The sequence below is a fragment of the Aeromonas sp. Y311-2 genome, from assembly GCF_027706025.1.
Lineage (GTDB): Bacteria > Pseudomonadota > Gammaproteobacteria > Enterobacterales > Aeromonadaceae > Aeromonas > Aeromonas veronii.
In genome coordinates this window covers 262,716-285,149 of record NZ_JAPDCL010000004.1, presented here as the reverse complement: position 1 = coordinate 285,149, position 22,434 = coordinate 262,716, and the positions used below count along the sequence as shown (strand labels likewise).

General features: G+C 60.2%; 24 protein-coding genes and 2 tRNA genes. 13 read left to right on the top strand and 13 right to left on the bottom strand.

Annotated features, from left to right (window positions below; genetic code table 11):
* The 3 genes from OKC42_RS22720 to OKC42_RS06475 all read left to right on the top strand — a co-directional run.
* The coding region (locus tag OKC42_RS22720) for a transposase (RefSeq protein ID WP_270819265.1) at positions 1–171 on the top strand (171 nt) is incomplete at its 5' end.
* Positions 172–591: 420 nt separating this feature from the next.
* Entirely contained in the window at positions 592–888 is a 297-nt protein-coding gene (locus OKC42_RS06480) for a helix-turn-helix domain-containing protein (RefSeq protein WP_201938311.1), read from the top strand.
* Positions 872–2,188, top strand: coding sequence for a HipA domain-containing protein (locus tag OKC42_RS06475; protein ID WP_201938313.1), 1,317 nt, complete (start codon positions 872–874; stop codon positions 2,186–2,188). The genes OKC42_RS06480 and OKC42_RS06475 overlap by 17 nt, the downstream gene beginning before the upstream one ends.
* A gap of 89 nt (positions 2,189–2,277) precedes the next feature.
* Here the strand turns inward: OKC42_RS06475 and OKC42_RS06470 are convergent, their stop codons facing one another.
* The 7 genes from OKC42_RS06470 to OKC42_RS06440 form a co-directional block, all read right to left on the bottom strand.
* Positions 2,278–3,489, bottom strand: a complete 1,212-nt coding sequence (locus OKC42_RS06470; RefSeq protein WP_201938315.1) for a NupC/NupG family nucleoside CNT transporter — start codon at positions 3,487–3,489, stop codon at positions 2,278–2,280.
* Between the two features lie 358 nt (positions 3,490–3,847).
* Positions 3,848–4,273, bottom strand: coding sequence for a glutaredoxin-dependent arsenate reductase (gene arsC / locus OKC42_RS06465; protein ID WP_005338171.1), 426 nt, complete (start codon positions 4,271–4,273; stop codon positions 3,848–3,850).
* A 75-nt stretch (positions 4,274–4,348) separates the two neighbouring features.
* Entirely contained in the window at positions 4,349–5,413 is a 1,065-nt protein-coding gene (arsB, locus tag OKC42_RS06460) for an ACR3 family arsenite efflux transporter (RefSeq protein ID WP_100654210.1), read from the bottom strand.
* Between the two features lie 109 nt (positions 5,414–5,522).
* Positions 5,523–7,286, bottom strand: a complete 1,764-nt coding sequence (gene arsA / locus OKC42_RS06455; protein WP_270819262.1) for an arsenical pump-driving ATPase — start codon at positions 7,284–7,286, stop codon at positions 5,523–5,525.
* Between the two features lie 27 nt (positions 7,287–7,313).
* Positions 7,314–7,682 (bottom strand): arsenite efflux transporter metallochaperone ArsD, encoded by a 369-nt coding sequence (arsD, locus tag OKC42_RS06450; RefSeq protein ID WP_005347398.1) that lies wholly within the window; start codon positions 7,680–7,682, stop codon positions 7,314–7,316.
* 4 nt (positions 7,683–7,686) lie between these two features.
* Positions 7,687–8,055 carry an ArsR/SmtB family transcription factor gene (locus OKC42_RS06445; RefSeq protein ID WP_005338181.1) on the bottom strand — a complete coding sequence of 123 codons (369 nt, stop codon included), beginning with the start codon at positions 8,053–8,055 and terminating at the stop codon, positions 7,687–7,689.
* Between the two features lie 257 nt (positions 8,056–8,312).
* Positions 8,313–8,711 carry an META domain-containing protein gene (locus OKC42_RS06440; RefSeq protein WP_005359119.1) on the bottom strand — a complete coding sequence of 133 codons (399 nt, stop codon included), beginning with the start codon at positions 8,709–8,711 and terminating at the stop codon, positions 8,313–8,315.
* Between the two features lie 157 nt (positions 8,712–8,868).
* Between OKC42_RS06440 and OKC42_RS06435 the strand changes: the two genes are divergently transcribed.
* A complete protein-coding gene (locus OKC42_RS06435; RefSeq protein ID WP_270819261.1) occupies positions 8,869–9,348 on the top strand; it encodes a hypothetical protein in 480 nt (159 codons plus the stop codon).
* A 1-nt stretch (position 9,349) separates the two neighbouring features.
* On the opposite strand, the gene OKC42_RS06430 is transcribed toward OKC42_RS06435, so the two are convergent.
* Complete coding sequence (locus tag OKC42_RS06430) at positions 9,350–9,829, bottom strand: putative 4-hydroxy-4-methyl-2-oxoglutarate aldolase (RefSeq protein ID WP_270819260.1); 480 nt, start codon at positions 9,827–9,829, stop codon at positions 9,350–9,352.
* 42 nt (positions 9,830–9,871) lie between these two features.
* Positions 9,872–10,279, bottom strand: coding sequence for a DUF3293 domain-containing protein (locus OKC42_RS06425; protein ID WP_270819259.1), 408 nt, complete (start codon positions 10,277–10,279; stop codon positions 9,872–9,874).
* Between the two features lie 396 nt (positions 10,280–10,675).
* Between OKC42_RS06425 and arcA the strand changes: the two genes are divergently transcribed.
* On the top strand, positions 10,676–11,395 hold the full coding sequence (gene arcA, locus OKC42_RS06420; protein ID WP_005338193.1) for a two-component system response regulator ArcA: 720 nt from the start codon (positions 10,676–10,678) through the stop codon (positions 11,393–11,395).
* A 161-nt stretch (positions 11,396–11,556) separates the two neighbouring features.
* Here arcA and OKC42_RS06415 read toward each other — a convergent pair.
* Positions 11,557–11,631: transfer RNA gene (locus tag OKC42_RS06415), tRNA-Gly, on the bottom strand.
* Positions 11,632–11,646: 15 nt separating this feature from the next.
* Positions 11,647–11,720: transfer RNA gene (locus tag OKC42_RS06410), tRNA-Gly, on the bottom strand.
* 201 nt (positions 11,721–11,921) lie between these two features.
* Between OKC42_RS06410 and cydD the strand changes: the two genes are divergently transcribed.
* The 4 genes from cydD (at position 11,922) to OKC42_RS06390 (ending at position 16,356) form a co-directional block, all read left to right on the top strand.
* Positions 11,922–13,691 carry a heme ABC transporter permease/ATP-binding protein CydD gene (cydD, locus tag OKC42_RS06405; protein WP_270819258.1) on the top strand — a complete coding sequence of 590 codons (1,770 nt, stop codon included), beginning with the start codon at positions 11,922–11,924 and terminating at the stop codon, positions 13,689–13,691.
* Positions 13,684–15,414, top strand: a complete 1,731-nt coding sequence (cydC, locus tag OKC42_RS06400) for a heme ABC transporter ATP-binding protein/permease CydC (RefSeq protein ID WP_270819256.1) — start codon at positions 13,684–13,686, stop codon at positions 15,412–15,414. The genes cydD and cydC overlap by 8 nt, the downstream gene beginning before the upstream one ends.
* A 174-nt stretch (positions 15,415–15,588) precedes the next feature.
* Complete coding sequence (gene rcsF, locus OKC42_RS06395; RefSeq protein WP_013723982.1) at positions 15,589–15,960, top strand: Rcs stress response system protein RcsF; 372 nt, start codon at positions 15,589–15,591, stop codon at positions 15,958–15,960.
* A 9-nt stretch (positions 15,961–15,969) separates the two neighbouring features.
* Positions 15,970–16,356, top strand: coding sequence for a DUF488 domain-containing protein (locus OKC42_RS06390; protein ID WP_270819255.1), 387 nt, complete (start codon positions 15,970–15,972; stop codon positions 16,354–16,356).
* Positions 16,357–16,516: 160 nt separating this feature from the next.
* Here the strand turns inward: OKC42_RS06390 and OKC42_RS06385 are convergent, their stop codons facing one another.
* The gene (locus tag OKC42_RS06385) at positions 16,517–17,515 is read right to left on the bottom strand and encodes an NAD-dependent epimerase/dehydratase family protein (protein WP_270819254.1); all 999 of its coding nucleotides are present in this window, start codon (positions 17,513–17,515) and stop codon (positions 16,517–16,519) included.
* 213 nt (positions 17,516–17,728) lie between these two features.
* Between OKC42_RS06385 and tsaA the strand changes: the two genes are divergently transcribed.
* Both tsaA and OKC42_RS06375 read left to right on the top strand, forming a co-directional pair.
* The gene (tsaA, locus tag OKC42_RS06380) at positions 17,729–18,433 is read left to right on the top strand and encodes a tRNA (N6-threonylcarbamoyladenosine(37)-N6)-methyltransferase TrmO (RefSeq protein ID WP_270819253.1); all 705 of its coding nucleotides are present in this window, start codon (positions 17,729–17,731) and stop codon (positions 18,431–18,433) included.
* A 288-nt stretch (positions 18,434–18,721) separates the two neighbouring features.
* On the top strand, positions 18,722–19,270 hold the full coding sequence (locus OKC42_RS06375; RefSeq protein WP_265784195.1) for a cytochrome b: 549 nt from the start codon (positions 18,722–18,724) through the stop codon (positions 19,268–19,270).
* 87 nt (positions 19,271–19,357) lie between these two features.
* On the opposite strand, the gene OKC42_RS06370 is transcribed toward OKC42_RS06375, so the two are convergent.
* Positions 19,358–20,038, bottom strand: coding sequence for a bactofilin family protein (locus tag OKC42_RS06370; RefSeq protein WP_265784196.1), 681 nt, complete (start codon positions 20,036–20,038; stop codon positions 19,358–19,360).
* Positions 20,039–20,237: 199 nt separating this feature from the next.
* Between OKC42_RS06370 and OKC42_RS06365 the strand changes: the two genes are divergently transcribed.
* The gene (locus tag OKC42_RS06365; RefSeq protein WP_041201856.1) at positions 20,238–20,912 is read left to right on the top strand and encodes a response regulator transcription factor; all 675 of its coding nucleotides are present in this window, start codon (positions 20,238–20,240) and stop codon (positions 20,910–20,912) included.
* Positions 20,912–22,297: an ATP-binding protein gene (locus OKC42_RS06360; RefSeq protein WP_005338217.1), complete on the top strand. Its 1,386-nt coding sequence runs from the start codon at positions 20,912–20,914 to the stop codon at positions 22,295–22,297. The genes OKC42_RS06365 and OKC42_RS06360 overlap by 1 nt, the downstream gene beginning before the upstream one ends.
* The last annotated feature ends 137 nt before the right edge of the window (positions 22,298–22,434 follow it).

The window sequence follows — 22,434 nt, the reverse complement described above, 5'->3', positions numbered from 1 at the left end:
ATCCGGGCCAAGGTGGAGCACCCGTTTCGCATCATCAAGCGACAGTTCGGCTTCGTGAAAGCCAGATACAAGGGGTTACTGAAAAACGATAACCAACTGGCGATGTTATTCACCCTGGCCAACCTGTTTCGGGTGGACCAGATGATACGTCAGTGGGAGAGATCTCACTAAAAACTGGGAATAAGGCCTGAAACGGCGAAGAAACGGCGAAAAAACAGTCTAAATAGGCTGATTCAAGGCATTTACGGGAGAAAAAATCGGCTCAAACAGGAAAAAATGAAATGACTGAGTCAGCCGAGAAGAATTTCCCGGCCTATTCGCACCTTCCTTAGGACACCCACCTTCCTGAGCAAGACGCAGCATAAGATGGGTGCCCTAGTTATGGTTTTGGCGTGGCTCTGCAAACAACACAGGCAATCCCCCCAACCAGACCATCCCTCACCACCTTTTCTGTTCTAAAAAGTGAACATCTCTACACTTTTATATCGCAAACAGCACTGAGACTATCAAAAGTGCACCATCGTACACTTTTGGTTGCTGTTTGCTCTTACCATGAGTTAAGGTGTAACAATCTACACTTTTTCAGTGTTCATGATGACAGACGCACCATTACCAACCGACCCGAAAGCACTGGATCCCGCCTCGCTGGGGCTGGCGATCCGCGAGAGACGTAAGGCCGCCAGGATGACACAAGAGGTGACAGCCTCACTGTGTGGCATCTCCAAGAAGACCCTGATCAAGATCGAGAAGGGGGGAGATGTATACCTATCGACTCTATTGCAGGTGATGAACGCACTGGGACTGCGCTTGCAGCTGGTGCAGGAAGCGGGCTCACAGATAACGAGCGATAACAGCCAACCAGAGGTCGCTGATGATGAGTGGTTCTAAGCGCCATCGGCTTGAGCTCAGGCTGGGTAGCCAGCTGATCGGTCATCTTGAATATGATTCCCAGCAGGATGTGTTTCAGCTCGGCTATACACCAGAGTGGCAAACGCATGGATTCCCACTATCGCCGCCGCTGGCGCTGGATGGCTCGGCCAGCAGCGCGCAGATCCGGGCGTATCTCGGCAACTTGCTGCCAGAGAATCGCGGGCTGGATCATCTGATTCAGGCGCTATCCGTTTCGCGCAGCAATCTCTTTGCCCTGATCCACGGCATCGGTCGCGATGTCTCCGGGGCAGTCACCTTTGCCCTGCCCACAGAGCCCGACGTCCCCACCCGGTTTCGCCCCATTACCCCAGAGGAGCTGTTGCTGCGACTCGATCAGCCCGAGATCTGGCCGCTGGAAGTCTGGGATGGTCGCCCCCGACTCTCGGTTGCGGGTGTGCAAGCCAAGCTCAACCTGCTGCGAATCGAAGGGACGCTGGGATTTGGTGAGGGCGAACTCTGTTCCACCCACCTCCTCAAGTTCGAGCATCACCCTCATCTGGTGATCAATGAATTCGTAACCATGCGGCTGGCGGCGTTGTTGGGCATGCCGGTAGCACAGGTCGAACTGCACAGGGTTGGCCAGGGCGATAAGTCCCACCGAGGTTTGCTGGTAGAACGGTTTGACCGGCGCCTCGATGAAGATGGCTTGAGGGTTCGCCGTCGCCACATGATCGATGCCTGTCAGGGGCTGGGGTTCCCCGTCACCCGAAAATATGAACGGAACTTCGGTGACAGTCGGGATGTGGCTCATATTCGGGAAGGGGTGAGCCTGCCACGGCTGTTCAGCCTCAGCGCTCTCTGTGTCAATCCGGCGCAGGCCAGATTGAACATGCTGCAATGGCTGATCTTCAACCTCTGCGTCAACAATCACGATGCCCACGGCAAGAACTACAGCTTCTTCGTATCAAGAGCAGGGCTAACGCCGACTCCCTGGTACGATCTGGTCAATGTGGGGCTTTACCCCGAATTCAACCAGCATCTGGCCATGGCCATCGGCGATGAGTTTTCCCCCGAGGCGGTCAACGCATGGCAGTTGCTGGATATGGCCGAAACATGCGACCTGCCCAAACGTCTGTTGCAGCAGACCTTGCACAAGATGGCCAACGACATCCTCCACCATCTGAATGCCGCCATCGCCATGGTTGAGACAGACAATCCCGCCGAGCAGGCTTATCTGGCACGCTACCGGGACGACGTTGATCGCCGCTGCCACCATTTTCAGGAGCAGGCTGCACAGTTACCCACTCTGGAGCTGTAACCAACTCAACAAAAAGACCCCCTCGTGCCAAGCGGCAAGAGGGGGTCTTTTGTTTAAGCCGCCGGCTAGCCAGCTATTGCCTCACGCTATCAGGCCAGCGAGACAAAGATCCCGGCCAGGGTGGCGCTCATCAGGTTGGCCAGGGTCGCCGCCAACACCGCCTTGAAGCCCATATTGGCCACATCGTGACGGCGCTCCGGCGCCATGGTGCCGATGGAGCCGAGCTGCACCGCTATGGAGCCCAGATTGGCGAAACCGCACAATGCGAAGGTGATAATGATCTGGGTGTGGGCGCTCAGATCTGCCTTGATATTGGCAAAGTCCAGATAGGCGACGAACTCGTTCATGATCACCTTCTGACCAATCAGGGAGCCAGCCGCCATCATCTCGCTGGCGGGCACGCCAATCAGCCAGGCCACCGGGGCAAACAGATAACCCAGCAACTGTTGCAGGGAGAGATCGGCCCAGCCGAACCACTCACCGACCGTGGTGAGACCGGCGTTGATCATGGTGATGACGCTGACAAAGGCCAGCAGGATAGTACCTATGGCCACGGCGATCTTCATGCCGCCCATGGCGCCGCCCGCCAGCGCATCGATGGCGTTGCTGTAGTCGCTCTTGTCGAGGGTGATCTCGGTCTGATCGCTCACCTGCTGCTGCTCCGGCACCAGCAGTTTGGCCATCAAGAGGCCACCCGGCGCAGCCATAAAGGAGGCGGCAATCAGATATTTCAGATCCACACCCAGACCGGCGTAACCGCCCAGCACCGAGCCCGCCACCGAGGCCATGCCGCAGGTCATCACCGCAAAGAGTTCGGAGCGGGTCATACCGGCGAGGAAGGGACGAATAAGCAGCGGCGACTCCCCTTGCGACAGGAAGATATTGCCGGTGGCCACCAGGGATTCGGCGCGGCTGGTGCCGAGCAGGCGGTGCACGGCGCCGCCCAATACCCGGATCACCCACTGCATGATGCCGAAGTGGTAGAGCACGGCGATCAGCGCGCTGATAAAGATCACCAGCGGCAGCACCCGCACGGCGAAGATAAAGCCGTTGCTGGCGAGATCGCCAAACACGAAACGGATGCCGCTGCCGGCAAAGCCGAGCAGGGCGGAGACGCCATTGCTCATGGCACCGAGCATGATTTGTCCGGGGGGGAAATAGAGCACCAGGGCAGCAAAACCGGTTTGCAGGGCGAGCGCACCCAGCACGGTTCGCCAGCGGATAGCGCGGCGGTTTTCACTCGCCAGCCAGGCGATAAACATCAGGGCCAGCATACCGACCAGACTCAATAACAGTGTCATCTTGCACCTATGAAGAGAGGAGTTTCATATGGCAAGTCTGCAGACAGGCGTCGCGGGAGTGTAGGCAGGAGCAGTGCCGACCCACGCGACACGCAGAACACAAACCTACAGGTTAGTGGCGGGTCCCATCCTGGGGTCATTCACGTTCCGGGTGACAGCATGTATCGGGTGACGCCAGCGCCGTCGCAGGGGGAGATGCGGCCGGGTGGCAGGTCGGGCGGCGATGGTACAGTGATCATCGTCACAGAAAAAGCGGTAAAACGATTGGCTGGGGTAACTTTTTCAACTTGTTTACACCACGAAACAGGGACAGCGTGATGCTGGCCCTGCTTCATTCCGTACTTGAGTACTCAGACGATTACTTGAGGCGCTTGCCACTCGCATCCACCACCTGCTCGCCATCCTCCTTGGCGAAGGCCCCTTTTTGCTGATCGGGCAGAATATCGAGCACCACTTCCGACGGACGGCACAGCTTGGTGCCAAGCGGCGTGACCACGATAGGCCGGTTGATGAGGATGGGGTGGGCCAGCATGGCATCGATCAGTTCATCATCGCTGAAACGATCTTCCGCCAGCCCGAGCGCCTCGTAGGGGGGCACGTTCTTGCGTAGCAGATCGCGCACCGGCATGGCCATGGCGGCGATCAGCGCCACCAGCTGGTCACGGGAGGGTGGCGTCTCCAGATAGTGGATGACAGTGGGCTCCACGCCGCTGTTGCGGATCAGCTCCAGGGTGTTGCGGGAGGTACCACACTCCGGGTTGTGATAGATGGTGATTGCACTCATTTACGTGTCTCTCATTTATCAAGTGAATAGAAAATGGATAGCATCAGTTCGCGGCCAGCTGTTAGCGGCCATCAGTTAACGGCTCAGCCCCGCTTCGTACCAGGGTTTGCTGGCGTTAACCACCCGCACCACCAGCAGCATGACCGGCACCTCGATCAGCACGCCAACCACGGTGGCGAGCGCCGCGCCGGAGTGAAAGCCGAACAGGCTGATGGCGGCGGCCACCGCCAGCTCGAAGAAGTTGGAGGCACCGATCAGGGCTGAAGGACAGGCGACCGAGTGCTTCTCCCCCACCTTGCGGTTGAGCCAGTAAGCCAGCCCGGAGTTGAACAGCACCTGGATCAGAATGGGCACCGCCAACAGGGCGATAACCAGCGGCTGCTCAATGATGGCGTTGCCCTGAAAGGCAAACAGCAGCACTAGGGTGAGCAGCAGGGCCGCCACCGACCAGGGCTGGATGCGGGTCATGACGCTGTCAAAGTGGGCCTCTCCCTTTTTCAGCAAAGCCTTGCGCAGCAGCTGGGCGATGATGACCGGGATGACGATATAGAGCACCACAGAGGTGAGCAGGGTATCCCACGGCACTATGATGCTGGAGACCCCGAGCAGCAGCGCCACCAGCGGGGCGAAGGCAAACACCATGATGAGGTCGTTCACCGCCACCTGCGACAGGGTGAAGTAGGGATCGCCGTTGGTCAGGCGACTCCAGACAAACACCATGGCGGTGCAGGGGGCCGCCGCCAGCAGGATCAGGCCTGCTACGTAACTGTCGAGCTGATCAGCCGGCAGCCAGTCGGCAAACAGCACGCGGATAAAGAGCCAGCCGAGGAAGGCCATGGAGAAGGGCTTGACCAGCCAGTTGATAAAGAGGGTGACCCCAATGCCCTTCATGTGCCCCTTCACCTGATGCAGGGCGCCAAAATCGATCTTGAGCAGCATGGGGATGATCATCACCCAGATCAGCAGCCCCACCGGCAGGTTGACCTTGGCCACCTCCATGGCGCCGATCGCCTTGAAGAGATCCGGCAACCCCTGTCCGAGCCCAATCCCCACCAGAATGCAGAGGGCGACCCAGGCGGTCAGATAACGTTCAAAAAAGCCGATGGCAGGCACGGCCTTGGCATCACATGTTGCAGACATCACAGCTCCCGATGCGGCGCAATCCCGCATCTTCTATTGGTTCAAAACAAAGGGTTATAACAAGTAACGGCATATTCAAACCGCCCCGGCAGCAGACCGGGGCGGCGACTCAATGGTGCTGGCAGAGGCGGCGCAGGGCATCGGGCCCCACCGGCTCCTCGGCGAGCAGCGGCACCACGGCGAAGCGGCTGGCATGTTGCTGCTCGACCGCCTCGATATGGGGCAACTGGCGCTCGGCCCGCAGTTGCAGCAGCGGTGAGCTGACCGCAGCTTGCTGCAAGCTGTGGTTGATGAGCCAGCCCCAGGGCTCGATACCGGCCCGGCGCAGATCGGATTGCAGATTGGCAGCCTCCTGCACTGGCGTCGGCTCGGGCAGCGTCACAATCAGCACCTTGGTCTGTTTGGGGTCCTGCAACTGCATCATGGGGGTGGTGAAGTGCAGCCCCTTGTTTCCCATCTGGCGAGCGATTTCCCTATGGTAGGCGCCGGTGGCGTCAAGCAGCAGCAGGGTGTGGCCGGTGGGGGCGGTGTCCATCACCACGAAGCGCTTGCCCGCCTCGCGAATAATGCGCGAGAAGGCCTGAAACACGGCGATCTCCTCGGTACAGGGGGAGCGCAAGTCCTCCTCCAGCAGTGCCCGCCCCTGCTCGTCCAGCGCCGCCCCCTTGGTGGCCAGCACCTGGGCACGGTAACGCTCGGTCTCGGCGTGGGGATCGATGCGGCTCACCTCCAGATGGGGCAAACTCCCTGCCAGCGTCTCGTTCAGGTGCGCGGCGGGATCCGAGGTGGTAAGGTGCACCGGCAAACCGCGGCTCGCCAGCTCCACCGCCACGGCGGCAGCCAGAGTGGTTTTGCCCACCCCGCCCTTGCCCATCAGCATGATGAGGCCGTGACCATCGGCGGCCAGCTCGTCCACCAACGAACTCAACTCGGGCTGGGCTGGCTTGACAGTGGACTGTACTGCCGGAGATTGGGCGGCGCTTCCCTCTGATTGCAGCAGCTGGCGCAAACTGTCGACCCCCACCAGATTGGTGGCCAGCAGCGGGATATGATCCTGCGCCAGCTCCTTTATTCCCTGCGGCATCTGGGCGAGAGCCCGTTGCTCGCGCAGCCAGAGCGCCATTGCCAGCGCATCTCCGGCAATGGCGCCTTCGGGGAAGAGGCCATTGATCACAAGTTGCTGATTCAGCAAGCCGATGGCGGCCAGCTCCTCGTGGGTGCGAGCCACTTCCCGCAGAGTGGATTGCTGGGCGCGCGCCACCAGCACCAGCCGAGTGCGAGTGGCATCAGCCAGGGCTGCGACCGCCTCGCCATACTGGCTGCGCTGCTTCTCCAGCCCCGCCAGCGGGCCAAGGCAGGAGGCATCCCCCTTGCCCTGCTCCAGAAATTCGCTCCAGGCTCCCGGCAGTTGCAGCAGCCGGATAGTGTGGCCGGTTGGGGCCGTATCAAAGACGATATGGTCATACTCGGCCAGCAGTGTTTGGTCGGTCAGCAGCGCGGTGAATTCGTCAAAGGCGGCGATCTCGGTGGTACAGGCGCCGGAGAGCTGCTCCTCGATGCTGCGCACCACGCTCTCGGGCAACTTGCCGCGCACCGGCCCGACAATCCGCTCCCGATAGGCTTTGGCCGCCGCGGGGGGATCTATCTCCAGCGCCGACAAACCGGGCACAGCGGTGATGGTGGTGACGCGATTGCCGATCTCGGTGGCAAACACCTGCCCCACGTTGGAGGCAGGATCTGTGCTCACCAGCAGCACCCGCTTGCCAATATCACAGAGAGCCGCTGCACTGGCGCAAGCCAGCGAGGTCTTGCCCACCCCGCCCTTGCCGGTGAAGAAGAGAAACGGCGGTGGATTGGTCAGAAAATGATACATAGCCTCTCCCGAATGGTGCGTCACGACTCAGCAGCAACCGCTGCCAGAGCAGCAGCCGCCCTTGACGATCCCCTTGATGGCCGCTTGTGGCGCAGGCAGCCCGGCATAACGAGCCAGCTCGCTGCGGCTCGGATAACGGCCGGTCAACACCACCTGTCCCTCCACCAGCACCAGCGGCAACCCCTCCTCCCCGGCGTGGGTCAGAAAAGCGCTGACGGCAGGTGTCTCGGCAAATTGCATCGGCTGCTGGGCCAGATTGAAACGCTCGATGGCCACTCCCTGCTCCTTGGCCCAGGCAAGGTCGGCTGCGAAGGTGACCAGTGCCTGATCAACCTCGGTACCGCAGACACCGCTGGAGCAGCAGAGGGCGGGATCAAAAATCTGAATGGAGGACATGGCATTACTCCTTGTTGCAGCAGGGCTGCGCAGGCAGAACATGGGGGGAGCAGGCTGACTCGGCACGCATCACGCCGCACGCCTCGGGATGACCGGCACAGCACTCCTCGGTGAGGTAGGCGATCACATCCAGCATCAGGGGAATATTGGCGCGGTATCGCAGAAAGCGCCCCTCCTGCTCCACCGACAGCAGACCGGTGTTGAGCATCGCCTTGAGGTGAAACGAGAGGGTGTTGGGGGCAATATCGAGCTCGCTGGCCAGTTCACCGGCGACCCGCCCCTCCAGCCCGGCCTTCACCAGCAGCCGCCATACATCGAGCCGGATGCCGGATGCCAGCGATTCAAAGACCTTGGTGGCCATCTCTTTGTTCATCTTCACTCCCCTTGGTGCGACTTTTCATTTCAACTATACAAGAATTATTGAAATGATCAAGATACGTACCAAAGCGAAGATACGAGATTCTGGTATCAAATCGGGCTGACTGGAGAATCGACGAGTGAACAACAGTAGCGGACGACCACACAGGGTTCGTCGCAGATAAACAGACGCCCTCCAGAGGGAGGGCGTATCAGAGCGTTTGACCCGCCAGCACAGTCAGCGCTGTCGGGGCAATCAGACAAACGCGTGCCTTATTTGGCAGCAGGCACTGCGTTAAAGGTGAGCAGGGCCGCCTTGTTGGCATCGCTCAGAGTCAGCTGGTTGCCGTTGATGGAGTAGGTTGCCACCTTCTCCAGCTTTTGCAGGAACTCGGTCTCTTTGTTCATGGCGTCGCCGATGCACATCATGCGAGTGGAGCCCATGGCGCCCAGCGTCAAGACACCGTCACCCTGCTTGGTGATACCGCCAAAATAACGGTTGCAGCCGCCCTTGCCCGCCACCTTGCCGTCGACCACTTGCAGGGTGAAGGTATCGCCGGTGGCGCCTTGCAGCTGCCAGCTGGATGCTTGCAGTTGAGCCATGCTGGAACCTGTTGCCATAGCGCAGCCTCCCAGTGCCAGCGCGGCCAGCAGAGTCAGTTTCTTGTTCATGGATTCACCTCTTAATGATTAGAGCCATCAATACGGCAGCCTGTTTATCATGGCTGACGCCCATGCCAAAGGATTTTATTGTGATCTCCCTTCACTTTACTACCAGCTGGCATGTGCCATGCTTAGGCTCAGTTCCGGACCCAGGGAGGGGAAACGAATGGTCAAATCTCTCATCATCACACTGCTTGCAACCTGCGCCAGCATGGCCGTACAGGCCGCCGACTGGGCAGTGGTTCAGCCGCAATCCAACCCGTCTCTCTATGTCAAAAGTTACTCGGGTGTGTTGCTCAATGGCCATAGCCATCACAGCGACAGTTTTGATCTCTGGCTGGTCAATAGCGGCTATCAATATCCGGTGGTGGATGATGTGACCCTCTTTATGGAAGCGGGCCCGGCGGTGGCGGATCAAAATCGCACATCCGGTTTCAATATGAGTTCGGGGGTACGCTACCAGCTCTCTCCGGCATTCAATATCGGCAGCCAGATAAAGCATCTTGATCTCAACAAGGCCAGCACCCTGCTGGAGCTCAACTCCAGCCTGCTGCTGACCCCCAGACTCTCCCTCACCGCCAACTACGGCGTCAGCGCCATCACTACCGATCAGGCGCTGAGCCTGGGCGTCGGCTTCAACTTCTGAATCAGATCAGCGGCGTGGCACTCACCACCACGCCGTTGCGATCCGCATAGACGTAATCCCCTTCGTGGATGGTCAAACCAGCAAAACTGACCACAGCCCCCAGCTCTCCCAATCCCCGTTTCTCGGTCTTGACCGGACAGGCCGCCAGCGCCTTGACCCCGAGCGCCAATGTCGCCAGGGTGCCCACATCCCGCGCTGCGCCGTGGATCAGGATACCCTCCCACCCCTGCTCCACCGCCTTGACCGCCAGTTGATCGCCAAGCAGCGCACGGCGCAGCGAGCCGCCACCGTCGATTACCATCACCTTGCCGTGACCGGGGCGGGTCACCAGATCCCGCACCAGACTGTTGTCTTCATAACAGGAGAGCGTTACGGCGCGACCATAAAAGAGGGCATTGCCGCCAAAATCCTGAAACACCGGGTCGGCCACTTGCAGCAAGTCGCCATGTTGATCGCAGAGGTCGGGCAGGAGATCCAGCATGATTTGATTCCTTTCAGATACATGAAGATGTTCATTCTTTCATCAGGCAAGGTTTCTGGCAATCCAGAAGGATTCAATATTGCCCAGACAAACTGCTGATTTATCCGTCAATACTGGCACCAGCCAGAGCTGGCCATCCTCCACCCAGTAGAGAGCATTCTGGCCAAAACGGGCAGCCAGCTGACGGGCTTGTGGCAGAGATAGCGCCACCGCCAGCGATGACTCCTGCCAGCGTTCGTCCAGATCAGATCCCCAAAATGGCCCCACCACGGGCACCTGCAAATCCACGGTCAGATGGCGCCACATAGCCCGTTCCCGCCGCATATTGCGTCGTTCTGTGACCCACTGGCTGGCCGGATTCCAGGCTGTGATGATGGCAATGGCAGACCAGTCTGGTGGCTCAAATGGCGCGATAAAGCAGATTTTCTTGTAGTTTTCCCACAAATTCATGTCAATCACATGTTACATTCCATTACATTTTGTAGGGGCGAAAACCCGGTTCAGGCCAAGTATGCTGCTGCTGTACCAGGGTTTGACCTATATCAAATCAGAGTTAAAAAGTTGCTATCTGACGGCAAAGAGTGTTGTTATGCTCCTGTTAACTGATAAAATGCGGCCACTTTCGTAATGGACGACCTTTCCAGGCTCTGCTCGACCAGACTTGTCGGGAACCTATAAGTGGCACAGGGATACTTGCCGGTACTGATGCCTAATTCGCGATATTCCGACCTGACTCTCATACCCAGGATGACGTAATAAATTTTCAGGATCAGTCAGGAAATCGGTTTGAAACGCCAAAGAGTGTTAGATTTAAGATAATTAACTGATAAGAATCTGGGAATACTCATGCAAACACCACACATTCTGATCGTCGAAGACGAGCTGGTCACACGCAATACCCTGAAAAGCATTTTTGAAGCCGAAGGCTACATCGTGCTCGAAGCCAACAACGGCGACGAAATGCATCAAGCCCTCACTTCCCACACCATCAATCTGGTGATCATGGACATCAACCTGCCGGGCAAGAACGGCCTGCTGCTGGCCCGTGAGCTGCGTGAGAACGACAACATCGCCCTGATGTTCCTGACCGGTCGTGACAACGAAGTGGACAAGATCCTGGGTCTGGAGATCGGCGCCGATGATTACATCACCAAGCCGTTCAACCCCCGTGAGCTGACCATCCGTGCCCGCAACCTGCTGAGCCGCACCATGAACGTGGCTGCCGGTGGCGAAGAGAAGAAGCTGGTTGAGCGCTACCTGTTCAACGGCTGGGCGCTGGATATCAACAGCCGCGCACTGGTCAGCCCGACTGGTGACATGTTCAAGCTGCCGCGCTCCGAATTCCGCGCCATGCTGCACTTCTGCGAAAACCCGGGCCAGATCCAGACCCGTGCCGAGCTGCTGAAGAAGATGACCGGCCGCGAGCTCAAGCCCCACGACCGTACCGTCGATGTGACCATCCGTCGCATTCGCAAGCACTTCGAAAGCGTTAACGATACTCCGGAGATCATCGCCACCATCCACGGCGAAGGCTACCGTTTCTGTGGTGAGCTGGAGCAGGAATAAGCTCCCGCTACGCTGTTGATCTGAAAAGGCGCCTCGGGCGCCTTTTCTATCTCTGCGGTTTGCCTTAAAGCTGAGAAACGGTGAGCGTGACGTCGAACGGCGCACAAGGCAGATGAAAAACAAAAAGCCCACTCGCAGGAGTGGGCTTTTCGCTTTGAAGCTGGAGCGGGCAGCGGGAATCGAACCCGCATCATCAGCTTGGAAGGCTGAGGTAATAGCCATTATACGATGCCCGCCTGGCATCTGAAATTTGGAGCGGGTGATGGGAATCGAACCCACGTATGCAGCTTGGGAAGCTACCGTTCTACCATTGAACTACACCCGCGTCAGGGCTCCTACTATATGCATTTTGCCGCCGAGCGCAATGGCGCCTTTGCCACTTTTTTCAATAAATCAATCTGTTCGGACAAGGATTGAACAGACGGTTGCTTTTTCAATCAAACATTTTCAACACAGATAATTTACAAGGTTGCCAAGGCCAAACGGCAAGGATAGTCTTGCGCCACTCGACGCGAGGATGGTGGTAATGGATAAAAAAACGCAAAAACGTCTCTATGGCTGGTTGCGCAAGCAATCGAGTCACGGTCGCCGCTGGATCACGATATCCATCGCTTTTGGCCTTGGTCAGGGCATTCTGATGGTGGCGCAAGCCTGGCTGCTGGCGACCCTGTTGCACGGCTTTATCATCGAAGGCTCAACGCCTGAGCAATCCATCACGCTCTTTATTACCCTGCTGCTGGTGACGCTTGGCAAAGCGGCGCTGGCCTACGGCCGGGAAGTGGCCAGTTTCAAGGCGGGCAGCGCGGTGCGCCAGACCATCCGCCAGCTGGTGCTCACTCGCTTAAGTCGCCTCGGCCCTGCCTATATCCAGCGCCGTCCGGCCGGTAGCTGGGCCAGCCTGTTGCTGGAACAGATTGAAAACATGCAGGATTTCTTCTCCCGCTATCTGCCGCAGATGGCCATCGCCGTCTTTATTCCGGTGGTCATTCTGGTGGCCGTGTTCCCGGTCAACTGGGCGGCGGGCCTGATCCTGCTGGGCACGGCGCCCCTCATCCCCATCTTTATGATCCTGGTGGGTGTGGGCGCCGCCGATGCCAACCGCCGCAATTTTCAGGCGCTGGCCCGTCTCTCCGGTCACTTCCTCGATCGCCTGAAGGGGCTGCGTACCCTGCAACTCTTTATGCGTACCCAGGCGGAAGGTGACGCCATTCGCGATGCCTCGGAAGATTTTCGCGAGCGCACCATGGAAGTGCTGCGCCTGGCGTTTTTGAGCACCGCCGTGCTGGAGTTCTTCGCCGCCATCTCGGTAGCGCTGGTTGCCGTCTACTTTGGCTTCTCTTATATCGACCATCTGAACTTTGGTAGCTATGGGGTCAAGGTCACCCTCTTTACCGGCCTGTTCGTGCTGTTTCTCGCCCCCGAGTTCTACGCCCCGCTGCGGGAACTGGGTGCCCACTACCACGCCAAGGCGCAGGCCATCGGCGCTGCCGAGCAGTTGCTTGAATTCCTCGAAGCCGAGGTGAGCGAACCGGCCGCAGGCACGGCGCCGTTCCATGCCGACAGCCCGGTCAAGGTAGAAGCCAAAGGTCTTGAAGTGCTCAGCGCCGAGGGCAAGGTGCTGGTCGGCCCCATCGACTTCACCCTGGAAGCCGGTTCGCGCACCGCCCTCATCGGCGTCAGCGGCGCAGGCAAGAGCTCGCTGGTCAACGCCCTACTCGGCTTTGCCCCCTATCGGGGCGAGCTCAAGGTCAACGGGCAGGAGCTTGCCACACTCGACATGAGCCAGTGGCGCCTGCAGTTAGGCTGGCTCTCGCAAAACCCGCAGCTGTTCCACGCCTCATTGCGCGACAACCTGCTGCTGGCCAAACCAACGGCCAGCGATGCCGAGCTGGAAGATGCCCTGAAACGGGCGCAGGCGTGGGAATTTGCCATGGAGAAGGGGCTCGACTATCCGATCGGCGATCAGGCCGGCGGCCTCTCGGTCGGTCAGGCTCAGCGTCTCGCCCTGGCACGAACCCTGCTCAAATCGACCCAGCTGATGGTGCTCGATGAGCCGACCGCCAGTCTGGATCGCCACTCCGAACGCGCCATCATGATCACCCTTGAGCAGGTGATGGCTGGCCAGACCCTGCTGATGATCACCCACCGCCTCGACCAGCTTACCAAGATGGACAAGATAATGGTGCTGGCCCGCGGCCAGCTGGTGGAGCAAGGCAGCTTCCAGCAACTTAGTTCTGGGCAGGGGCTTTTTGCCCGCCTGCTCTCCCAACGTTCCGGAGGTTCTCTCGATGAGTGATCTGTTGCCGTTTCTGCGCCTCTATCGCCAACACTGGCTCAGCCTCACCATTGGTTTGCTGCTGGCGCTGGTGACCCTGGCCGCCGGCATGGGGCTGCTCTCCCTCTCCGGCTGGTTCCTCTCCGCCGCCGCCGTGGCGGGGATGACCGTTGCGACGACCCATGCCTTTAACTACATGACCCCTGCGGGTGGGGTGCGCTTCTTCTCCATCGTTCGCACCGCCGGTCGCTGGGGTGAGCGGGTGGTGAGCCACGACGCCACCTTCCGGGTACTGACCCGACTGCGGGTCTGGTTCTGGCAGAAACTCTCGCCGCTCTCCACCGGTACCCTGGCCGGTTTCCGTCAGGCGGATCTGCTCAACCGACTGGTGGCAGACATCGATGCGATGGACCACGTCTATCTGCGGCTGATCACCCCCATAGGCGCGGCCCTGCTCAGCACCGCCGGACTGGTCTTCTTCCTGTCGTTTTTCGACAGCCGTCTCGCCCTCACCCTGGGTGCCATTCTGCTGTTTGGCATGATTGCCCTGCCGCTGGTGTTCTACTTCCTCGGCCGTCGCCCCGGTCAGGCGCTGATTGCCGAAAAATCAACCCTGCGTACCCGGATGGTGGACTATCTGGATGGTCAGGCCGAGCTGCAGATGTTTGCCGCCGCCCCCAAGGCGCTGGTTGAGCTGCAACAAGCCGAACAGGCGCTGCTCGTCGCGCAGGGCCGGATGGCCAAGGTGAGCGGGCTGGCCAACTTCTCGGTGCAACTGCTAAGCGGCTGGACCCTGACCCTGATGCTCTGGCTGGCCGGTCATGGGGTAGCGGGTGCGGCGCCCGACCCCATTACCGCATTGATGGTCTTTGCCACCCTGGCAAGCTTCGAGGCACTGATGCCACTGGCGGGGGCTTTCCAGCACCTCTCCACCAGCCTTACCTCGGCACGCCGCCTGAACGAGATCCTGCAAGAGGCAAAAGCCCCCGTGTGGGGCGACGAGCAGACCCATGCCACCGCTGGCGCGCTGCAGATCAATGACCTCTATTTTGGCTACCCGGGCAACCCCCAGCCGGTGCTGCGTGGCTGCACCCTGCAACTGCACGCCGGTGAGAAGCTGGCGCTGCTGGGCCAGACCGGCTGCGGCAAATCGACCCTGATGGGGCTGCTGGCCCGGGAGTGGAGCCCGCAGGCTGGCAAGATCCTGCTCGATGGCAAGCCGCTCACCGACTACAGCGAAGGGGCGCTGCGCGCCTCCATCTCGGTGGTGAGCCAGCGGGTGCATCTGTTTGCCGATACCCTGCGGGGCAACCTCAAACTGGCCGCCCCGACCGCCACTGACGAGCAGCTGATTGCGGTGCTGACCCAGGTCGGGCTGGCCAATCTGCTGGAAGATGAGGCGGGCCTCGACGCCTGGCTCGGTGACGGCGGCCGCCCCCTCTCCGGTGGCGAGCGCCGCCGTATCGGTATCGCCCGCGCCCTGCTGCACGATGCGCCGCTCTGGCTGCTGGACGAACCGACCGAAGGGCTAGACAGCCAGACCGAGCGGGAGATCATGGAGCTGCTGTTCCGGCTCGGGGCAGATCGCACCTTGCTGCTTATCTCCCACCGCCTGCTGGGGATGGAACAGATGGACCGGATTGCCCTGATGGAAGAGGGACAGATCCGCCTCTGCGCCCCTCACAACGAGCTGCTGGCGGATGATTACTACCGCAGCCTCTATCAGCGACTGGCTCCTGTTTGATATCAGGCTGATATCAGCCTGATGGGGGTCACACCCTGACAAACGGGCGCAAAACGGGGCTGGTCGCCGCAGGCGGCTGGCCCCTATAATGTCCCCCTCATTATTCAACAAGATGCCGACATGGAGCGCCTGCGCATTTCTACTGTCCTCATCACCGACACAAGATACGAGACGATGAAACGCCTGATCCTGATGATGCCCCTGATTGCCTCCGGCTGTGCCAACTACGCCTTCAACAGCAATCTGGATAAAGAGAACTTCGACGAATACTTCAAACCCGGTAGCGTGCGCATCTATGAACAGGATGAGCTGGCTGACCTCAACTACCTCTACCTCGGCACCATCGAGGGGGAATCCTGCCAGGCCGATGCCAACCAGCCGGTGCCCAACGCAGGTGAAGCGCGCACCCTGGCCCGCCGCCGCGCCGCCGACATGGGTGGCAACGGCGTCACCATCGACAAATGCGCCGAGTTCAGCGACACCCCGGGCTGCCTGAAACAGGTGATCTGCTACGGGCAGGCGCTGAAAGTGGCCGAAGAGAAGTAACCCGCTGTCATGGCCCTCGCTATCGTTCGCCTTGGCAGCCCGCGCCTGCCCGATGAGGGGCTGCGGATCGGCACGGTGCGCCGCCCGCCCCGCGGCGTACCCAAGAGCGAATTTGCCAGCCAGCATTGGTACGATGTCTGGTTCCCCAACCTGGCCCCCAGCAGCGAGACCATGAAGCTGGGGCAGGTAGCCGAGACGCCCGCCCAGTGGGCGGCGTTTGGCAAACAGTACAAGGCCGAGATGGCGCAACCTGCCGCCAGGCACGATCTGGCGCTGCTGGCCGCCCTCTCTCATACCACCAACCTGTCGGTGGGCTGTTACTGCGAGCAGGAGTCCCGCTGCCATCGCACCATTTTGAAAGAGCTGCTGGTAGCCGCGGGGGCCGCCATTCGCTAACTCGGTGAGCGACAGCGATGTGATGGGGAATCGCGTCAGCCTGTATTCGGCAACCATCAGACATTGGATAGACAGAGAGGGCATCCCGCGGGATGCCCTCTCTCGTTGTATTCACACCTGCCGCGCCACGCTCGGCAGCAGCGGCTCGATGCACCCTCTCCTATTGCAGACTGGGCTCCAGCAACTGCTGCCGTAGCGAAGTCTCCTCGGCCTGAGTCATGGCATTCTCCGCCACCCCGGCGGCAGGCTCGATGGCCAGCCAGTGGGCAAGGTCGGCGGCGGTCTCCTCCAGCGGCCGAAAGTTCAATCCCTTCACGATGGCCGCCTCGGCGCTTATAGAGCCGTAACCGGCAAACTCCGCCTGCGCGCAGGGCAGCAGGGTGGGATAGCTCTGCCAGGGCTCGATTCCGGCCGCCATCAGGGTGGGCCAAGGCTGCCATTCGGGCTGGATGGGGCGGGCGGGCTGCAACCGGGCGCTCAACCGCTCCAGCCAGTCGCAGAGGGTAATGCCGGGTTTGAGCAGGTTGAAGATGCCCGATAGCTGCTGCTCGGCCGCACGCAACACAAACTCGGCGCAATCGCGCACATCGAGATACTGCAAGCGATCCTCGCCACTGCCCGGCAGCAACCAGGGCCCGCCCTGCTGCACCCGCTTAATCCACCAGGCCATGCGCCCGGTAGGATCATGGGGGCCGCACAACACGCCCGGGCGCAGGATGCAGAGCCGCTCACCCCAGCGGGCGCGATACGCCTGCTCGCACAACACCTTGAGGGGGCCATAGTCAGTGGGCATTTCCCCTTCGGGGATAGCATGCAGCGGCGCCGACTCATTCATCTCGGGCATTGAGAAATCGCGATAGACGCTGATGGTGGAGATAAAGATGAGCCGCGCGCAGCGCCCGAGCAAAGCTGCCGAGAGGCTCGCCGCCTGCTCGGGGCGATAGCAGCAGGTATCGATGACGAGATCCCACTGCAAACTGGCCCCTTGCAGGGCGATCAGGCTCTTGTCCCTGTCGCCGGTGAGCTGCACCAGATCGCGCCAGTCCGGATGCTGGTGCAGGCCGCGATTGAACAGCGTCACTTCATGGCCCCAATCCAGCGCCAGCGCGGTGAGGTGGCGCCCCAAAAAGCCGGTGCCACCGATAATCAGCAGTTTCATCCCTCTCCCTCCCCCTTCGGCGCATGTGCGCACATTTCATCCTGACACGCCAGTTGCCTCCACCCTACGCAACTTGGCGCGCGGGCACAGCCCCCGACTGGCCGGGATGGGACAGGGATCACGGCAGCGCCGCAGAAATTGGCGTAGCGAGGCCAAGCCTGCGTTTTGGGGCCGCCTGTGCTAAATTGCCGGGGTTTTCAGTCAGGATCCGCCATGAAGTTCGAAATCGACACCCTCGGGATCATCCGCTCTCCCTACAAGGAGAAGTTCGCCATCCCCCGCCAGCCCGGTCTGGTCAAATCGGCCCGCGCCCGCCTCGAGCTGCGCTCCCCTTACGATCAGCCGGATGTGCTGCGCGGCATCGAGCAATTCTCCCATCTGTGGCTCAGCTTCGTCTTTCACCAGACCATGGCGCAGGGCTGGCACCCGACGGTGCGCCCGCCGCGCCTTGGCGGCAACGAGCGGGTCGGCGTCTTTGCCACTCGCTCCACCTTCCGCCCCAATCCGCTAGGTCTCTCGGTGGTCGAGCTGCACGGGATCGGCCGTGAGCGGGGCAAGCTGTGGCTGGAGCTGGGGGCAGTGGATCTGCTCGATGGCACCCCCATCGTCGATATCAAACCCTACATCCCCTATGCCGACAGCCTGCCGGATGCCCGTGGGGGCTTTGCCCCCGACGCCCCCACCCCACCACTGGCGGTGAGCTTCACTGCCGAGGCCGAACAGCAGTTGCAACCCTGGCTCAAGGCCCATCCCGAGCTGCGCCAGCTGGTGAGCGAAGTGCTGGCGCAAGATCCGCGCCCCGCCTACAAGAAGGGCAAACCCGATGAGAAGGAGTACGGGGTGCGGCTGTTCGACTGCAACGTCCGTTTTCGCATCAGCGAGCCGGATTGCGTGGTGATGGCCATCGAGCCCGCCTGAACCTGGGCGGGCCGACATCACTGATGCTATTTCACGCCTTCTTCACGTCACAAGGGGCTTAATGAGCCTGTAAATTGTGTGGCATTGATCAGACTATCCACCCGGTTGCCAGTGATACCATGCAGACAGCAGAGGGCATCTCCTCTCTGACTGATGCCAGCAGCAGGCTATCGATGTATGGCAAGCATGGTAGCCCGGCTGTTGCCGCCAAAGGATCTGGCCTCGCTCCGACACGTTTGAGTGCGGGGATGCCACACGGATGTGACAGTACTTCGAAGGAACAAACCTATGCTGATGAACAGTGAACAACGTTATGGCACCCTGAATATCGGGCTGCACTGGCTGACCCTGTGGGCCATGATCGCCGTCTACGCCCTGATCGAATTTCGCGATATCTTCCCCAAAGGGGACCCTGGCCGGGAGCTGATGAAGGAGTGGCACTTTATGCTGGGGCTGCTTATCTTCGCCCTGGTGTTTGTCAGACTGGCCCTGCGCTGGATGAGCCCGACGCCCCGTATCGTGCCCGAGCTCTCCCCGATCATGCACAAGCTGGCAAAACTGGCCCACCTCGCCCTCTACGGTTTTCTGATTCTCACCCCGCTGTTTGGCTGGCTGCTGCTGAGCGCCGCGGGCAAACCCATCCCCTTCTTCGGGCTTGAGCTGCCTGCCCTGCTCTCCCCAAGTCCAGACCTCAAGGGGCTGATCAAGGAGGTGCACGAGACCCTGGGTAATATCGGTTACGCCCTGATCGGCCTGCACACGGTGGCGGCCCTCTATCACCACCATATTCTCAAAGACAACACCCTCACCAATATGCTGCCGCCGCGCCGCAGCTAACGGGTGACGGGGAAATGCAGAGGGGGCCATCGTGGCCCCCTCTCTGTTTTCCTGAACAACCGTCATCTGCACCGCTGGCAAACGACATCACGCCTGCTTGGCCAGCTCCTCGGTCGGCTTGCCTTTCGGCTCGTGCGGCAGCTTTTTCACATTGCTCTTGCTCTCCGGCTGCTTGCTCCCGGACGCACTGTTTTCAGACAAGGCTTGCAACACGGGATCGGCCTTGCTGGCCACGGTGGGTTGGGACTGGCCAACAAAGTTGCCGCCCTTGCATATGGAGAGACTGCCCCCCTTGAAGATCCCCTGCATCTTGCCGCTCTCCAGGATCTCCACCTCGGCGGAGGTGCACGTCCCCTCCAGCAGGCCATTGATGATCACGTGGGGCGCACTCACCTCTCCCTCAACGCTACCACCCTGCATGATGCGCAGCACACCACCGATGAGCTGGATGGTGCCATTGATCTGACCGCGCACCTCCAGATCCCCCTCCACCTGCAACTCGCCCTTGAAGCGGGCACCGGCTGCAATCACAGTGGCCCCGGCCGACCCAGTAGCCGCACCACCTTTGTTTCTTCCAAACATCCGTACTCTCTCCACCAACCACACAAGCAGAACCAGCGGCATCGGCGCCACTGGCCACAGAAAACAGGGCGACCCCAGCACGTAGAGCAGCAAGGCTGCCCCCCAGCAGAGCCAGACAATATAGAGGAGGTCGCTGCGCTCACGCTGTTGCAGTCGCGCCAGCAGCCTCCCGGCCATCTCTCTCATCACATCAAACCTTTCGCAACATGGCTGCCGACCAGCATGCCATCGACAACCCGGACCATGGTTAAACGACCAGTTGGCGCGAACACTGAAGTCCCGTTGATTCAGTCCCGATACAGCCGGGATGCATTAGGATTCGAATTGACTCGAAGCGACATACACTTTCTAATTGACAGCCTGGATCCCTATGACCGCTCACATCATGAAAATTCTGTTGGTCGAAGACGACAAGCTGCTCAATCACCACCTCTCCTCTCTGCTGACCGAAGCCGACAATCAGGTCTACAGCACCGACCAGGCCGGGATTGCACTGCACTACGCCGCCGACTATCCCATTGATGTGGCCATCATCGACCTCGGTCTGCCCGATATGGACGGCCTGCAACTGATCCGGCAACTGCGTGAACGGCAGATCCCCTTCCCCATCATTGTGCTGACCGCCCGTGGCAACTGGCAGGACAAGGTCGAAGGACTGGAAGCAGGTGCTGATGACTATCTGGTCAAACCGTTCCAGAAAGATGAGCTGCTGGCCCGACTCAATGCGCTGGTGCGCCGCAGCGCCGGTTTTATCTCGCCCAGGGTGAAGGCCGGTGATTACGAGCTGGATCTCTCCCGCAAGGAGCTGACTATCGCCGGTGAAGTAGCGGTGCTCACCAGCTTTGAATACCTAATTCTGGAGTACCTGATGCGCAATGCCCGTCAGGTGGTCTCCAAGCAGCAACTGCTCGACCAGCTCTACGGCGACGGTGAAGGGGACCCCAACACCATCGAGGTGATGGTGAGCCGCCTGCGCAAGAAGCTGGATCCGGAAGGGACGATTCAACCCATCTCCACCATCCGGCGTCAGGGTTACATCTTCAACCTCTCCTGTAACTGATGCAGTTTCATCTGCCGCGCCCCATCAAGATGATCCGCAGCTCACTGCACATCAAACTGCTGCTCAGCTCGCTGCTGGTCATCGCGCTGATCATGGGGTTTGCCGTCTACGCCCTCTATCTTGGCCACGTCGAGGAGCAGACCCAGAAGGCCAGCGCCCGGATGCAGGAGAACCTGGCCAAGCTGTTTTCCTCCACCGAGCCGGATGACAAGGGGTCGAACGTCGAGCTGGGGCGGATATCCCGTGGTGCTGGGGATCGCAACCTCGATACCCTGATCTGCCGCGCCGATGGCGATCTGGTCTGGTCGAGCCTCCATATGCCGGAGGTGATCAAGGCCAAACAGACCATCTGCGGCGACCTGATGAAGTATCTGGGGGGGATGGATCTCGACTACTTCTTCAAGAAGCACACCATCAAGAACGGAGAGAGCTACTTCGTCTACAGCCTGCGGTTTATCCGCAATCCCGGCAGCGGCACCACCGCCTACTACGTGGTGATGATCGACTCGGCCAAACGCTATCACGAAGAGTCCCGCACCTATCTCTACCAGACCGCCAAACAGGCGCTGCTCGCCTACATGCTGCTGGCCGGGCTGCTGCTGCTCACCACCTTCTGGAGCCTCAGCTCCCTGCGCACCATCGCCCGTCAGATCGACGATATCCGGGCTGGCAAGCGCGATGACCTCTCGAGCGATTTTGAACGGGAGCTGGCCCCGCTGACCGACTCCATCAACCAGCTGCTGGAGAACGAACGCCAGCAGACCCAGCGCTACCAGCACGCCCTCAACGATCTCGCCCACAGCCTGAAAACCCGGCTGGCGCTGATCCAGATCACCACCCGTGAAGTGAAGCTGGGGCGGGAGATCCACGACAACATCAACGAGCAGATCCTCACCATGGATCAGATGATCCAGTATCAGCTCAGACGGGCCGTGACCGGCCGCCAGCGCCTTGCCAGCAAGGGCACCGAGCCGGTGCCGCTGATTGAAAAACTGCTGGCCAGCCTGACCAAGGTCTATCGCCACAAGAAGCTGCAAACCCACTTCAAGTTCGACGATGACGCCCTCTTCCACGGCGAACAGGGCGACCTGATGGAGCTGATGGGTAACCTGCTCGACAACGCCTGCAAGTTTGCCATCAGCGAAGTGAAGGTGACGGTGCGCCGTCATCTCGAGCGGCTGCGCATCGAAGTGGAAGATGATGGCCCGGGTATCGATCCGGCCAAATCGGAACAGATCTTCCAGCGCGGCGTGCGGGCAGACAGTTCACCCGGTCAGGGCATAGGACTGGCGGTGGTGACCGAAATTGTCCACAGCTACGGCGGCCAGATCCGGGTCGATGAATCCCCCCTCGGCGGCGCCCGCTTTACCCTGGACCTTCCCTGACACCAGATAGGCCCGACCACGGGCCCTCTGCCACCCGCTGCACTGCCCTACCCAGGGTTAAATACTCCTGCCTGACACCACCCAATTCAGCAATATGCTATCGAGATGCTTGAGATGTGAGGCATCTCGGTTAAGCT